This window comes from Streptomyces sp. NPDC101490 (assembly GCF_044767145.1).
Taxonomy (GTDB): domain Bacteria; phylum Actinomycetota; class Actinomycetes; order Streptomycetales; family Streptomycetaceae; genus Streptomyces.
The window spans coordinates 60275-73048 of sequence record NZ_JBIWNI010000005.1 but is presented as its reverse complement, the minus strand read 5'-3'; the positions used below and the strand labels follow the sequence as shown (position 1 = coordinate 73048).

General features: G+C 72.8%; 12 protein-coding genes and 2 tRNA genes. 7 read left to right on the top strand and 7 right to left on the bottom strand.

Annotated features, from left to right (window positions below):
- Nucleotides 1-110 precede the first annotated feature (110 nt).
- The 5 genes from ACIRQY_RS13360 to ACIRQY_RS13340 all read right to left on the bottom strand — a co-directional run bounded on the left by ACIRQY_RS13360 (nucleotide 111) and on the right by ACIRQY_RS13340 (nucleotide 2952).
- Entirely contained in the window at nucleotides 111-914 is an 804-nt protein-coding gene (locus ACIRQY_RS13360) for an ABC transporter permease (protein WP_403924820.1), read from the bottom strand.
- Nucleotides 911-1831, bottom strand: a complete 921-nt coding sequence (locus ACIRQY_RS13355; protein ID WP_403924817.1) for an ABC transporter ATP-binding protein — start codon at nucleotides 1829-1831, stop codon at nucleotides 911-913. The genes ACIRQY_RS13360 and ACIRQY_RS13355 overlap by 4 nt, the downstream gene beginning before the upstream one ends.
- Nucleotides 1832-2237: 406 nt before the next feature.
- Nucleotides 2238-2313: transfer RNA gene (locus tag ACIRQY_RS13350), tRNA-Gly, on the bottom strand.
- Between the two features lie 81 nt (nucleotides 2314-2394).
- Nucleotides 2395-2466, bottom strand: a tRNA-Gly gene (locus ACIRQY_RS13345).
- A 144-nt stretch (nucleotides 2467-2610) separates the two neighbouring features.
- Entirely contained in the window at nucleotides 2611-2952 is a 342-nt protein-coding gene (locus ACIRQY_RS13340) for an Lsr2 family protein (RefSeq protein ID WP_351789786.1), read from the bottom strand.
- 452 nt (nucleotides 2953-3404) lie between these two features.
- Between ACIRQY_RS13340 and purS the strand changes: the two genes are divergently transcribed.
- The 7 genes from purS to ACIRQY_RS13305 all read left to right on the top strand — a co-directional run bounded on the left by purS (nucleotide 3405) and on the right by ACIRQY_RS13305 (nucleotide 10375).
- Nucleotides 3405-3650 (top strand): phosphoribosylformylglycinamidine synthase subunit PurS, encoded by a 246-nt coding sequence (gene purS, locus ACIRQY_RS13335; protein ID WP_147978663.1) that lies wholly within the window; start codon nucleotides 3405-3407, stop codon nucleotides 3648-3650.
- Complete coding sequence (purQ, locus tag ACIRQY_RS13330; protein ID WP_351789790.1) at nucleotides 3647-4327, top strand: phosphoribosylformylglycinamidine synthase subunit PurQ; 681 nt, start codon at nucleotides 3647-3649, stop codon at nucleotides 4325-4327. Before purS ends, purQ begins: the two co-directional genes overlap by 4 nt.
- Nucleotides 4327-6612: a phosphoribosylformylglycinamidine synthase subunit PurL gene (gene purL, locus ACIRQY_RS13325; RefSeq protein WP_351789793.1), complete on the top strand. Its 2286-nt coding sequence runs from the start codon at nucleotides 4327-4329 to the stop codon at nucleotides 6610-6612. The genes purQ and purL overlap by 1 nt, the downstream gene beginning before the upstream one ends.
- 227 nt (nucleotides 6613-6839) lie before the next feature.
- The gene (locus tag ACIRQY_RS13320; RefSeq protein WP_351789796.1) at nucleotides 6840-7346 is read left to right on the top strand and encodes a winged helix-turn-helix domain-containing protein; all 507 of its coding nucleotides are present in this window, start codon (nucleotides 6840-6842) and stop codon (nucleotides 7344-7346) included.
- A 170-nt stretch (nucleotides 7347-7516) separates the two neighbouring features.
- Nucleotides 7517-8527 (top strand): M23 family metallopeptidase, encoded by a 1011-nt coding sequence (locus tag ACIRQY_RS13315; RefSeq protein ID WP_403924811.1) that lies wholly within the window; start codon nucleotides 7517-7519, stop codon nucleotides 8525-8527.
- Nucleotides 8528-8605: 78 nt separating this feature from the next.
- On the top strand, nucleotides 8606-9400 hold the full coding sequence (locus ACIRQY_RS13310; RefSeq protein ID WP_403924808.1) for a sterol carrier family protein: 795 nt from the start codon (nucleotides 8606-8608) through the stop codon (nucleotides 9398-9400).
- An 84-nt stretch (nucleotides 9401-9484) separates the two neighbouring features.
- Nucleotides 9485-10375: an META domain-containing protein gene (locus ACIRQY_RS13305; protein ID WP_403924805.1), complete on the top strand. Its 891-nt coding sequence runs from the start codon at nucleotides 9485-9487 to the stop codon at nucleotides 10373-10375.
- Between the two features lie 148 nt (nucleotides 10376-10523).
- Here ACIRQY_RS13305 and ACIRQY_RS13300 read toward each other — a convergent pair whose 3' ends face one another.
- Nucleotides 10524-11951, bottom strand: coding sequence for a sulfatase-like hydrolase/transferase (locus tag ACIRQY_RS13300; protein ID WP_351789808.1), 1428 nt, complete (start codon nucleotides 11949-11951; stop codon nucleotides 10524-10526).
- A 117-nt stretch (nucleotides 11952-12068) separates the two neighbouring features.
- Entirely contained in the window at nucleotides 12069-12161 is a 93-nt protein-coding gene (locus tag ACIRQY_RS13295) for a putative leader peptide (protein WP_403924801.1), read from the bottom strand.
- Nucleotides 12162-12774 lie beyond the last annotated feature (613 nt).

Sequence of the window (12774 nt, the reverse complement as noted above, 5' to 3'; positions counted from 1 at the left end):
CCGGGGTGTCCGGTGCCGGGGTTCGGCGCCGGTTCAGGCTTCGGGTTCTCGTGCTTCGGGTTCTCAGGCTCTTCGGGTTCTCAGTGTTCGGGTTCTCGGGCTCTTCGGGTTCAGCGCCGGGGTTCCCAGCGGAACCACCGTTGGACAGCAAACACCGAGACCACGATCCAGGCCAGCGTCGGCAGCAGGGCGTCGGTGAGGTCGCCCGCCGTCGCGCCGCCCGTCCAGCCCGCCCGGAGGAGGCTCACGGAGCCGGTCAGGGGCAGCAGCTCGCAGAAGGACGCGATCCGGTCCGGGAGGGCGGAGAGGGGGACGAAGAGGCCGGAACCGACGGCCGAGAGCATCACCAGGGGCAGGGCGGTGAGCTGGGCGCTCTCGGTGGTGCGGGTGACGACGGAGGTGACGGCGGCGAGTGCGGCGAGCAGGACGGTGCCGAGGAGGACCCCGGCGAGGAGGAGTTCGGGCCGGGCGGGCGCGGACAGGCTGAGGAGGGTGACGCCGCCGGTCGTGAGCAGGGCGCACTGGGCGAGGGCGAGGACGGCGGCGGGCAGCGCGATGCCGGTGAGGATCTCGGGGTCGGTGGGTTCGCCGGTGCGGAGCCGCTTGAGGACGAGGCTCTCGCGGCGGGTGACGAAGGCGGCGACGAGGTTGCTGTAGACGCCCATGAGCAGGGCCATGGCGACGGCGCCGGTGACGGCGATCTCCGTGATGCTCGTGCCCGTGTCGCCGAGGTCGGCGGTCCGGAGGGAGGTGCGGACGGCTTCGACCATGAGGACGGGGACGAAGAGGGCGCCGAAGAGGGCGGTGCGGTTGCGCAGGAGCAGGGTCAGTTCGGCCCGTCCGAGGGCGGCGAGCCGCGCGCGGGAGGGGACGGCGAGCCGGGCTCGGGAGGAGGCGTGGGCGAGGAGGCTCATCGGGCGGGCTCCGTTTCCGTGGTGATCCGTCCGGCGATGTCGAGGAACGCCTCTTCGAGGGAGGCGGAGCGGGCGTCGAGCCCGCCGAGCCGTACGTCGTGGTCCCGGGCCCAGCCGAGCAGCGCGGCCAGGTCGTCCTGGAGCGCGGTGGTACGGATCTCGACACGGCCGCCGTCCTCGGCGGCCCGCAGGTGGAGCGGGAGCCGGGCGGCGGGGATGCCGGGCGGGAGGGTGAAGAGGATGCGGGCGGGGCGGGCGGCGGTGACCTCGGCGGGAGTGCCGGAGAGCACGATCCGGCCGCCGTGCATGATCGCGAGCCGGTCGGCCAGGATCTCGGCCTCCTCCAGGTAGTGGGTGGTGAGGAGGACGGTGGTGCCCTCGTCGCGGAGGGACCGGACGAGGGCCCAGGTGTCGCGGCGGCCCTCGGCGTCGAGTCCGGTGGTGGGCTCGTCGAGGAAGAGGACCTCGGGGCGGCCGAGGAGGGCGAGGGCGAGATCGAGGCGGCGCCGTTCGCCGCCGGACAACTGCTTGACGCGGATCTTCTCGTGGCCGGTGAGGCCGGTGGCGTCGAGGACGTCGACGGAGGGCCGGGCGCCGCTGGTGCAGCCCGCCCACATCCGTATGGTTTCGGCCACGGTGAGGTCGGAGGGGAAGCCGCCTTCCTGGAGCATCACGCCGATGCGGGGGCGGACGGCGGCCCGTTCCCGGTAGGGGTCGTGGCCGAGGACGCGGGCGGTGCCCGCGCTGGGGGCGGCGAGGCCCTCCAGGAGTTCGACGGTGGAGGTCTTGCCCGCGCCGTTGGTGCCGAGGAGGGCGAAGATCTCGCCGCGCGGGACGGTGAAGGAGAGGCCGCGGACGGCTTCGAAACCGCCGGAGTAGGTGCGGCGGAGGCCTTCCGCCTGGATCGCGTGGGTCATGGATCCAGGTTCTCGGCGCCACCGGACGTACGGCAGTGCGTGCCGTCATCACCCGCGTCTGACAAATGTCATGCGGTGCCATGCGGATGCCATACCGATCGATGCCATACCGATCGATGCCATACCGACCGATGCCATGCCGACTGATGTGATGCCGACCGATGCCATGCCGGTCGAAGAGGCCCTTCCCGCGCTCCCGGTCCCGGAGGCGGGTACGCGGCCAGAGCGTGAGGCGAGGTGCCGACGGACGAGGCCCCCGGGTGTCGGCCGGTCGGGTCGGCCCGTCAGCCGGTCGATGGAGGAAGACCGCGCGGGGGCGTCGGGGCGACGGGGAGCGGGGCGGCCGGTTGGTTGGTTGGTCGGGAACACAACGAAGGCCCGGTTCCTGAGAACCGGGCCTTCGATCTGGAGCGGACGACGAGATTCGAACTCGCGACCCTCACCTTGGCAAGGTGATGCTCTACCAGCTGAGCTACGTCCGCATTGCTGCCGCTCGGCTTTCACCGGGCGGTGCGGGCATCACTCTACCCGATGCACAGGAGTGCTTCGGTCTTGCGATGCAGAGCGGGTGACAGGAATTGCACACTGCGCCTTCCCCCTGGAAGGGGGATGTTCTGCTACTGAACTACACCCGCACGCTGCTTGGGACCGGGCCTTTCGGCCTTGCCCCTCGGCGTGTTCCAAACCTTAGCGGATCATGGGGGGTGGAATGCAAATCGCCTCCCGGGACGGTCCGGCCGGGGCCCCTCCTCGGGGGGCGGTCCGGCCGGGCCCCCGGCTCAACTCGCCGCCTGGAACGCCTCGTAGACCCGCTTCGGGATGCGGCCCCGGGCGGGCACGTCCATCTTGTTGGACTGGGCCCAGGCGCGGACGGCCGCGGGGGCGGGGGCCACCGAGGTGTGGGTGTACGTCTCCGCCGGGGCGTTCCGGCCGGCCGCCCCGCGCGCGGACTGCTTGCGTCCGGCCGCGAGGTACGGGGCGAGTGCCTTGCGGAGTTTCTTTGCATTGGCAGCATTCAGGTCGATCTCGTACATCTTCCCGTCGAGGCCGAACGCGACCGTTTCAGCCGCTTCTCCGCCGTCCAGGTCGTCGGAGAGTGTGACCACCACACGCTGAGCCACGGATATCGGTCCTTTCCTGTGGCCGACGCCGGGGAGAGGACGCTTGTGGCGCCTCTGACGTGCGGCGATGACGACCCTACGGCTGTGCCGGGACAATGCTGCTTTCTTCTGGATTCCTTTCTACAGCGGCAGGTGTCGCAGGGGGAAGCCCCGGCAATTGTTTGAGCGTGTCCCGATGCAATGAGGTCCGGCGGAGATGCGACGGAGATGTGGCGGAGAACCGGCCGAGAACCGTCGGGGGATGCGGCGGGAGTCGATGAGATCAGGCGGGGAGCGCGATATTTCACGGGAATTTTGCGTGGGCGGGGCGGGTCCCGGACGCGGCCGGCGTCCGCCGGTCGGGCAGGTCCGTGACCTGGCCTTTGTAGGATCCTTCAGATCTCTACCCGCGTAGAATTTGGAGGCAGGTACGCTGAGCGGACCGCCCACGCAACACACCACCGGGAGTGCCAGTGGCACGCGTCGTAGTCGACGTCATGCTCAAGCCGGAGATCCTCGACCCCCAGGGGCAGGCGGTGCAGCGTGCACTGCCTCGCCTGGGATTCGCCGGAATCGCCGACGTCCGCCAGGGGAAGCGCTTCGAGCTGGAGGTGGAGGGACCGGTCGACGAGGCCGCCCTCGCCCGCATCCATGAGATGGCCGAAACCTTCCTTGCCAACACCGTGATCGAGGACTTCGTCGTGAAGGTGGAGTCGTGACCGCACGCATCGGCGTCGTCACCTTCCCCGGCACGCTCGACGACCAGGACGCGCTGCGCGCCGCCCGCCTCGCGGGCGCCGAGCCCGTCTCGCTGTGGCACCGCGACAAGGACCTCAAGCAGGTCGACGCCGTGGTCCTGGCCGGTGGCTTCTCCTACGGCGACTACCTGCGGGCCGGAGCCATCTCCCGCTTCTCGCCGGTGATGGAGACGGTCATCGAGCAGGCGAAGGCGGGCATGCCCGTCCTCGGCATCTGCAACGGCTTCCAGATCCTCACCGAGGCCCATCTGCTGCCGGGCGCGATGCTGCGCAACAACCACCTCCACTTCGTCTGCCGCGACCAGAAGCTGCGGGTGGAGAACGCGGGCACCGCCTGGACCTCGGACTACACCGAGGGCCAGGAGATCGAGGTCCCGCTCAAGAACATGGACGGCCGGTACGTCGCCGACGAGCGCACGCTCGACGAGCTGGAGGCCGAGGGGCGGGTCGCCTTCCGCTACCTGGACGTGAACCCCAACGGCTCGCTGCGCGACATCGCGGGCATCACCAACGCCGCGGGCAACGTGGTCGGCCTCATGCCGCACCCGGAGCACGCCGTCGAGCCGCTCATCGGCACCGGCAAGACGGACGGCCTCGGTTTCTTCACCTCGATCCTCAAGAAGCTGGTCAACGCCTGATGCTGCCTTCTTCCGGGGGTCGACCCCCGTACCCCCGAGCCTTCGACACGGTCAAGCACGCGGCCGAGACGCCGGACAGCGAGCAGCCCTGGAAGGAGCTCGGCCTCAAGGAGGACGAGTACGCGCGCGTCCGCGAGATCCTCGGCCGCCGTCCCACCGGCGCCGAGCTCGCCATGTACTCCGTCATGTGGTCCGAGCACTGCTCGTACAAGAGCAGCAAGGTCCACCTGAAGCAGTTCGGCGAGAAGGTCCCCGAGAACGACGCCATGCTCGTCGGCATCGGTGAGAACGCGGGCGTCGTCGACGTCGGCCAGGGGTACGCGGTGACCTTCAAGGTCGAGTCGCACAACCACCCCTCGTACATCGAGCCCTACCAGGGCGCGGCCACCGGCGTCGGCGGCATCGTCCGCGACATCCTCGCCATGGGCGCCCGCCCGGTCGCGGTCGTCGACCCGCTCCGCTTCGGCGCCGCCGACCACCCCGACACCAGGCGCGTGCTGCCCGGTGTCGTCGCGGGCATCGGCGGCTACGGCAACTGCCTCGGCCTGCCGAACATCGGCGGCGAGGTCGTCTTCGACTCCTGCTACCAGGGCAACCCGCTGGTCAACGCCGGTTGCATCGGCGTCATGAAGCACGAGGACATCCACCTCGCCAAGGCCTCCGGGCCCGGCAACAAGGTCATCCTGTACGGCGCCCGCACCGGCGGCGACGGCATCGGCGGCGTCTCGGTCCTCGCGTCCGAGACCTTCGACGACACCAAGCCCACCAAGCGCCCCGCCGTGCAGGTCGGCGACCCCTTCCAGGAGAAGCTCCTCATCGAGTGCACCCTGGAGATCTTCCGGGAGAAGCTGGTCGCGGGCATCCAGGACCTCGGCGGCGCCGGGCTCTCCTGCGCCACCTCCGAGCTGGCCTCCGCCGGTTCCGGCGGGATGCGCGTGGACCTCGACCTGGTGCACCTGCGCGACGCGACGCTCTCGCCCGAGGAGATCCTCATGAGCGAGTCGCAGGAGCGCATGTGCGCGATCGTCGAGCCCGAGCACGTCGCCCGCTTCCTGGAGATCTGCGAGAAGTGGGACGTCATCGCCACCGTCATCGGTGAGGTGACCGAGGGCGAGCGCCTGGAGATCTTCTGGCACGGCGAGCAGATCGTCGACGTGCCGCCGCGTTCCGTCGCCCACGAGGGCCCGACCTACCACCGGCCGTACGCGCGCCCCGAGTGGCAGGACGCGCTCCAGGCGGACGACGCGGGCAAGCTGCCCCGGCCGACGACCGGCGCCGAGCTGAAGGACCAGGTCCTGAGGCTGGTGTCGTCGCCGAACCAGGCGTCGAAGTCCTGGATCACGGACCAGTACGACCGGTTCGTGCAGGGCAACACGGTCCTGGCGCAGCCCGAGGACGCGGGCATGGTCCGCATCGACGAGGAGACCAACCTCGGCGTGGCCATGGCGACCGACGGCAACGGCCGGTACGCGAAGCTCGACCCGTACACGGGTGCGCAGCTCGCCCTCGCGGAGGCGTACCGCAACGTCGCCGCGTCCGGCGCCAAGCCGCTCGCCATCTCGGACTGCCTGAACTTCGGTTCGCCCGAAGACCCGGCCGTGATGTGGCAGTTCGCCGAGGCCACCCGTGGTCTCGCGGACGGCTGCCTCCAGCTCGGCACCCCGGTGACCGGCGGCAACGTGTCGCTCTACAACCAGACCGGTGACGTGGCGATCCACCCGACGCCCGTCGTGGCCGTCCTCGGTGTGATCGACGACGTCGACCGCCGTACGCCGATCGCCTTCGCGGAAGAGGGCCAGCTCCTCTACCTGCTGGGCGACACGCGTGAGGAGTTCGGCGGTTCGGCCTGGTCCGAGGTGATCCACCAGCACCTGGGCGGTCTGCCGCCGGCCGTGGACCTCGACCGCGAGAAGCTGCTGGGCGAGATCCTGATCTCGGCGTCCCGCGACGGCATGATCGACGCGGCGCACGACCTGTCCGACGGCGGTCTGGTGCAGTCGGTCGTCGAGTCCTGTCTGCGCGGCGGGCACGGCGCGCGTCTGGTCGTCCCGGAGGGCCTGGACGCGTTCACGTTCCTGTTCTCCGAGTCGGCGGGCCGCGCGGTCGTCGCCGTCCCGCGCAGCGAGGAGCTCCGCTTCACCGACATGTGCGGTGCGCGCGGTCTCCCGGTGGCCCGGATCGGTGTCGTCGACGGTGACGCGGTGGACGTGCAGGGCGAGTTCGCGCTCTCCCTCGCGGAGCTGCGCACGGCGCACGAGGCGACGATCCCGGGCCTGCTGGCCTGATCGCGTCGCACAGGAGTCACGGGGAGCCCCCGTCCGGCCTTCGGGTCCGGGCGGGGGCTCTTCCGTGTGTGCGGGCGTGGGCCGTGGTTCTCGCGCCGCGCGCACGGGGGCCGCGTCCCGCGTAAGGGGATCGCGTGCGGGACCGCCTACGGGCTCGGGTGCGGGAGTCGGGTGCGGGCGGGCTCCGACGGTTGCATGAGATTACGTAATTACGTAATCTCATGGTCATGGAGCTGGAAGAGCGGGTCGCCGCGCTGGAAGAGCGCGTCGCGGCCCTGGAGGGCGTCGAGCGACCCCCGCCCGAGACCGTCGGCGGCACCTTCTGGGCCCTGGAGGGGCTCAAGGCGCAGATCGCGGAGGCGGGGGCGGCCGGTGAGGACGGCGCGGTCCTGTTCACGGGCTCGGTCAGGCTGCCGACCGACGAGCGGTACGAGTGGCAGTTCGGCGCCTTCACCGAGCGGCTGCTCGACGAGGACTGGGCCTCGGTCGCCGAGAACCTCGCCGCGCTCGGGAATCCCGTACGGCTACGGCTGCTGCGGGAGATCCTCGGCGGTCGGCGCACCGCCGCCGAGCTGGCGGAGTCGGCCGAGACCGGCACGACCGGCCAGATCTACCACCATCTGCGCCAGTTGACCGGCGCGGGCTGGCTGCACACCAGCGGGCGCGGCCGGTACGAGGTCCCGGCCGCCCGGGTCGTCCCGCTCCTGGTGGTCCTCACGGCCGCCCGGCCGTGACGGTCCCGCCCGTCGCCTCACGGCCGCCCTGTCGTCTCAAGGCCGTCCGTTCCGTACGGCCGCCTGTTCGTGACGGCCTTCCGACCGTGACGGCCGTCCGTCCCTGACAGGTCCCGCCCGTCGCCCGCCCGCCCGAATCCGTCACCACCGTCCGTCCAGGGGGAACGTCCATGTCGTCACGGAAACTCGCCACCACGGTCTTCCGGCTGCTGATGCTGTTGTTCTTCGCGCAGGCGCTCGCGTCGGTCTTCGTGACTCCGCCCTACCCGTACGCGGCGGGCTGGCTCCCGGCGGTCGTCGGCGCCGTGGTCGGCGTCGGCCTCTTCGTGACCGCCCGCCCCCGCCGCGCCGCCGCCGCGGACCGGGCGCCGGTCGAGATCGCCCCGCCGGTCACCGGCCGCTGGACCGCCCTCAACAGCCCGGCGGACCGGACCCCGAGCCACGGGACGCACCTGTACGGGCAGACGTACGCGATCGACATCGCGGCGGTGGGTCCCCCGGACGGCTCCGGGGACGGCAGGCCCGCCTTCCGCGCGCTGTGGCCGCTGAGCCGCCGCAGCGAGGAGTACCCGGCCTTCGGCGCCCCGCTGTCCGCCGTCGCGGACGCCGTCGTCGTGCACGCCGAGGACCGGCAGCGCGACCACCGCACCCGCACCTCGCTGCCCGCCCTGCTGTACCTGATGGTGGTCGAGTCCCTGGTCAGGTCGCTGGCCGGGGCGCGCTGGGTGACCGGCAACCACCTGGTCCTGGACCTGGGTGACGGTACGTACGCGGTGTACGCGCACCTGCGGCGCGGCTCGCTGACGGTCCGCGCGGGCGACCGGGTGACGGCCGGGCAGGAACTGGCCAGGTGCGGGAACTCGGGCAACTCCACCGAGCCGCACGTCCACTTCCAGCTGATGGACGGCCCGGACCTGGACACGGCCGTGGGCGTCCCGTTCACCTGGCACGGGATCGGCGTCCCCGGGAACGGCGACACGTTCGAGGCCGGTGAACGAGTGGGGACCGGGCCCGAGCCGGGGACCGGGACCGATGCGTCGCCCGAGCCCACGACGAAGTCCGAGCCCGAGCTTGATGCCGGTGCCGGTGCCGGTGCCGGTGCCGGTGCCGTTGCCGGTGGCGCCGAGCCTGAGGCCGGGGCAGGGGCCGAGGCCATGCCCGGGACCGCCCGGGCGGCCTGACCTCCCCAGCGGTCACGAACGGCCGCCGTGGGGTCCGGCCGCGCGGCCGGGGCTCGTGCTCCGGCTACCCTCGCCCCCATGCCACCGGCCAAGAAGCGCACCCGCAGTTACGACTCCGCCAGGACCAGGGCCGCCGTGCTCGCCCAGTTCGGGCACGTACGGGAGGCCGTCGGGGCCCTCACGTCCGCACAGCTCGCCGGGCCGACCCGGCTCGGCGACTGGACCGTGCGGGACCTGGCGGCGCACCTCGCGTGGATGGTCGACTCGGTGCCGCTGCTCCTGGCGGAGCCCGAGCCGGCGCCCGGGAAGGACCGGCTGGCCCTGCTCGACTGGCCGTTCGTGACCGCAGGGGCTGCCGGACGGATCGACACGCACACCCGGGGCATCGACGCCGCCGATCTGCCAGGGCTCTACGCGCGCGTGGCGGAGGACTACGGGCGGGCGCTCGCGGACGCCCCCGACGGGCGGCTGCTGCCGGTGCGCTTCGGGCCGATGACCCTCGGGGACTTCCTCGTCACCCGGACCGTCGAACTCGTCGTCCACACCGACGACCTGAACGCGGCGACCGGCGCGGAGATCCCGTTCGACCGCCAGGCCCTCGCCGCCTGCACCCGGCTCCTCGCCGACGCGCTCGCCGCGAAGGCCCCCGGCGGGGCGGTCGAGGTCCGGGTCCCGCCGTACGCGGTGGTGCAGTGCGTCGAGGGCCCCCGGCACACCCGGGGCACCCCGCCGAACGTGGTGGAGACCGACCCGCTGACCTGGATCAGACTGGCGGCCGGGCGGACGCGGTGGGCCGCCGAACTCGACGCGGCCCACGTCCGCGCGAGCGGCGAACGCGCCGATCTGACGGACCTCCTGCCCCTGATGGGCTGACCCCGAGCGCCCCCCGAGCGCCCCCCGAGCGCTCCGGGGCGCCCCGGAGGGGAACCCGGGGGCACCCCGCTCCGTCCCACCGCCATGCAGAAGCAGACGCAGCGCCAGAAGCGACAGCAGAAGCGACCGCACGAGCGGAAGCCGGGGCGGAACGCGCCGCCGCGCCTCCTCGTGGCCACCGCCCTGGTCGCGCTCCTCACCGCCTGCGGCGGCGCGGGGGGCCGGGGGAGCGGCCCGGGAAGCGGCTCGGGCGCGGACACCCCCGACCTGCCCGTCGCCGGTACGCACTGGACGATCGGCGCCGTGACGAGCGACGGGGTCAGGTCCGCCGCCCCGGACGGCGCCCGGATCGATTTCGGCACCGACGGGACCGCCCGGGGCAGCACCGGCTGCAACGCCTTCGCGTCCGAAGTCGTCCTGCGCGGGGACACGCTCACCGTCTCCGCGCGGGAGAAGTCGGAGAAGGCCTGTCCCGAGGACGCCGTGCGCTTCGAGACCGTGTGGACGAAGGCGTTCACCGGACCCCTCCGGGGAACCCTGAAGGGGCAGCGCCTCACCCTGACCGCCCCCGACGGCCGGCACGTCCTCGAACTGACCGCCGAACCGGCCGCCCCGCTGCGCGGTACGACCTGGCGGATCGACGGCCTGGTCTCCGGGGCCACGGTGTCCTCGCTGCCCGGGGACAGCGGGGCGAAGGCGCGCCTGGTGTTCGGCGAGGACGGCCGGGTCACCGGGAACCTGGGCTGCAACAACTTCTCCGCGACCGTCCGGACCGACGGCGGGACCCTCACCGTCGAAGGCCCGATGGCGACCACCCGGATGATGTGCGCGGACCCGCAGATGCGACTGGAGACCCGGCTGTACGAGCTCCTCGACGGCCCGCTCACCTACCGGCTCGACCACCGCGCCCTGACCCTCACCGACGCCTCGGGCGAGGGCCTCACGGCGACGGCCGCGCAACCGGGCGACCGTTAGCGGGAAGCGGGAAGCGGGAAGCGGGAAGCGGGAAGCGGGAAGCGGGGGCAGCACCGGAAGCCCAGCAGGGCGGCGCCCCCGGACCCGTACGACCACGACCGTCCCTGTACGACCACCGCACCCTCCGCTCCCCGGCAACCGCCCCCGCTCAGTACGCCAGCAGTCCCGCGTCCGTCCGTTCCCAGGAGGTTCTGAGCGCGGCGAGCAGGGCGGGCTCGGCGGCGGCCCGGTCGGCCTGTTCGCGGGCGTCCGTGCCCAGGTCGAAGAGCTGGTCGCGCCCGCTCCTGCCCCGGTAGTACTTCCAGTCGCCCCGGCGCAGGGCCCGCTCGCCGCGCACCCGCCAGAACAGGTCCCGCTCGGGGACCTCCTCGCCGCGCAGCAGGTGTCCGGCGAGGCTGGTGCCGTCGAGGGGGTAGGCGGGATGGGCGCGGGCTCCGGCGAGTTCGAGGAGGGTGGCGGTCCAGTCGGGGGTGAAGACGGGCAGGTCGCTGACCTGGCCGCCGTCGATCCGGGCGGGCCAGCGCAGGATCGACGGCACCCGGATGCCGCCCTCCTGGAGGGAGCCCTTGTTCCCGGCGAGGGGCCAGTTGTAGGAGAAGCGTTCGCCGCCGTTGTCACTGGCGAAGAAGACGAGGGTGTCGCGTTCCTGGCCGGAGCGGCGCAGCGCGTCGAGGACCCGGCCGACCGAGCGGTCGAGGTCCTCGACCATCCGCGCGTACTTCTCGACGGAACCGCCGTCCGGGTGCCGGAGCGCGGAGCGGTCGCCCGCCCTGATCCTGCGGACGATCTCGGCGCTCAGTTCCTCGTCGCCGTCGGCGATCCAGGGCCAGTGCGGGGTGGTGAAGTTCAGGTTGAGCAGCCAGGGCCGGTCGTGTTCGCGGTCTTCTATGTAGGCGCTCGCCCGCTCGGTGAGGACACGGGTGTAGTAGCGCAGGTCCTGGTAGGGCGTGTCGCCCTCGTAGAGGTCGTACTCGCCGGAGAGCCCGAGCTTGGAGTAGTACTCCAGGGCGCCGCCGAAGTTGCCGAAGAACTCGTCCCAGCCGGACCGGGTGGGGGAGTAGTCGGGGAGGTAGCCGCAGTGCCACTTGCCGATGAGGGCGGTGGCGTAACCGGCGGTGCGCAGCTGGGAGGCGAGCGTGGGGTGGGTGGGCTCCAGGCCGACGGACCGGTCGGCGATGGGTTCGGCGAGCCCGCCCCTCGTACGGCCCGGGTAGCGGCCGGTGTAGAGGCTGAACCGGGTCGGGGAGCAGGTCGCGGAGCCGGAGTAGGCGTCGGTGAAGCGGACGCCCTGCCGGGCGAGCCGGTCGAGGTGCGGGGTCCTGATGTGGGGGGAGCCGTAGGAGGAGAGGTCGGCCCAGCCGAGGTCGTCGCCGAGCACGAAGAGGATGTTGGGGCGGCGGGAGTGACGGCGGGGGCGGGCGGCGGCGAAGGGGCGTTCCCTGGTGGTGCGGGCGGCGGCTCCGGCCGGACCGGAGGCGGCCTCGGCGGGGGCGGCGCCGACGGCGGCGAGCGCGGCGGCACCGGCGGCGGCTCCGCCGAGGGCGCGGCGGGACAGGCGCCCGGGGGGCGTGGACATACGGGTCTCCTGGGGGAGGAGCGGGCGTGCGCGGACGCTCCGGGGCCCGGCGCCGGGGACGGCACGGCACGGGGGCACGGAGGGAGGGAGCGGAGGCTCCGGAAGGCGGAAGGAGCGTCAGGCGCAGCGACAGGCGGCGCTGGTGACACGGACGAGGTCCACGTGTCGGCGCTGGACGAGGGTGACCGAGCGGTCACGCGGGGGCTGCATGGACGTGAGCCTGGGGGAAGCCGCGTGCACCTGTCAACGACCGTCCCGCTCTCCGGGACGGCGCCCCGGCCCTTCTGCTCTCGGGGGACGGCGGCTCGGCCCTCCGGGGCTCACGGGTTCTCCGGGGACGGCGGCCCGGCCCACCCCCCGGGGCTCACGGGTTCTCCGGGGACGGCGGCCCGGCCCACCCCCCGGGGCTCACGGGCGGCGGCCCCGGTCTCCGGAACGGCGGCCCGGCCTCCGGCTCTCCGCAACGGCCGCCCAGCCCCCGGCTCTCCGGAACAGTGACCCGGCCCCCCGTCTCCGGGAGAGCCTCTCCGAGAGCCCGACGCCCGGTTCTCCGGGCCGTCGGCGCCCCCCCCGGGACGTTCGGGAGGAACCTCCCAGAACCCCCGGAAGGAGTGATCGTCCCCGAGGCCCGGCGAGGGCTCCCACGGCGCCGGGAAGGTGCACTCCGTCACATCGCGGGGGCCCGGCCGGGCCGGTAGGGGTGCCCACCCGGCCGGGCCCGGGGGCCGAAATCCCTTCCCGCGCCTGCTGTGTGGGCCCCTCCGAACGGGAAACGATCATTTCGTGCGATCGCACGAGTGCGGACGTCCCCGCATTTCCTCAA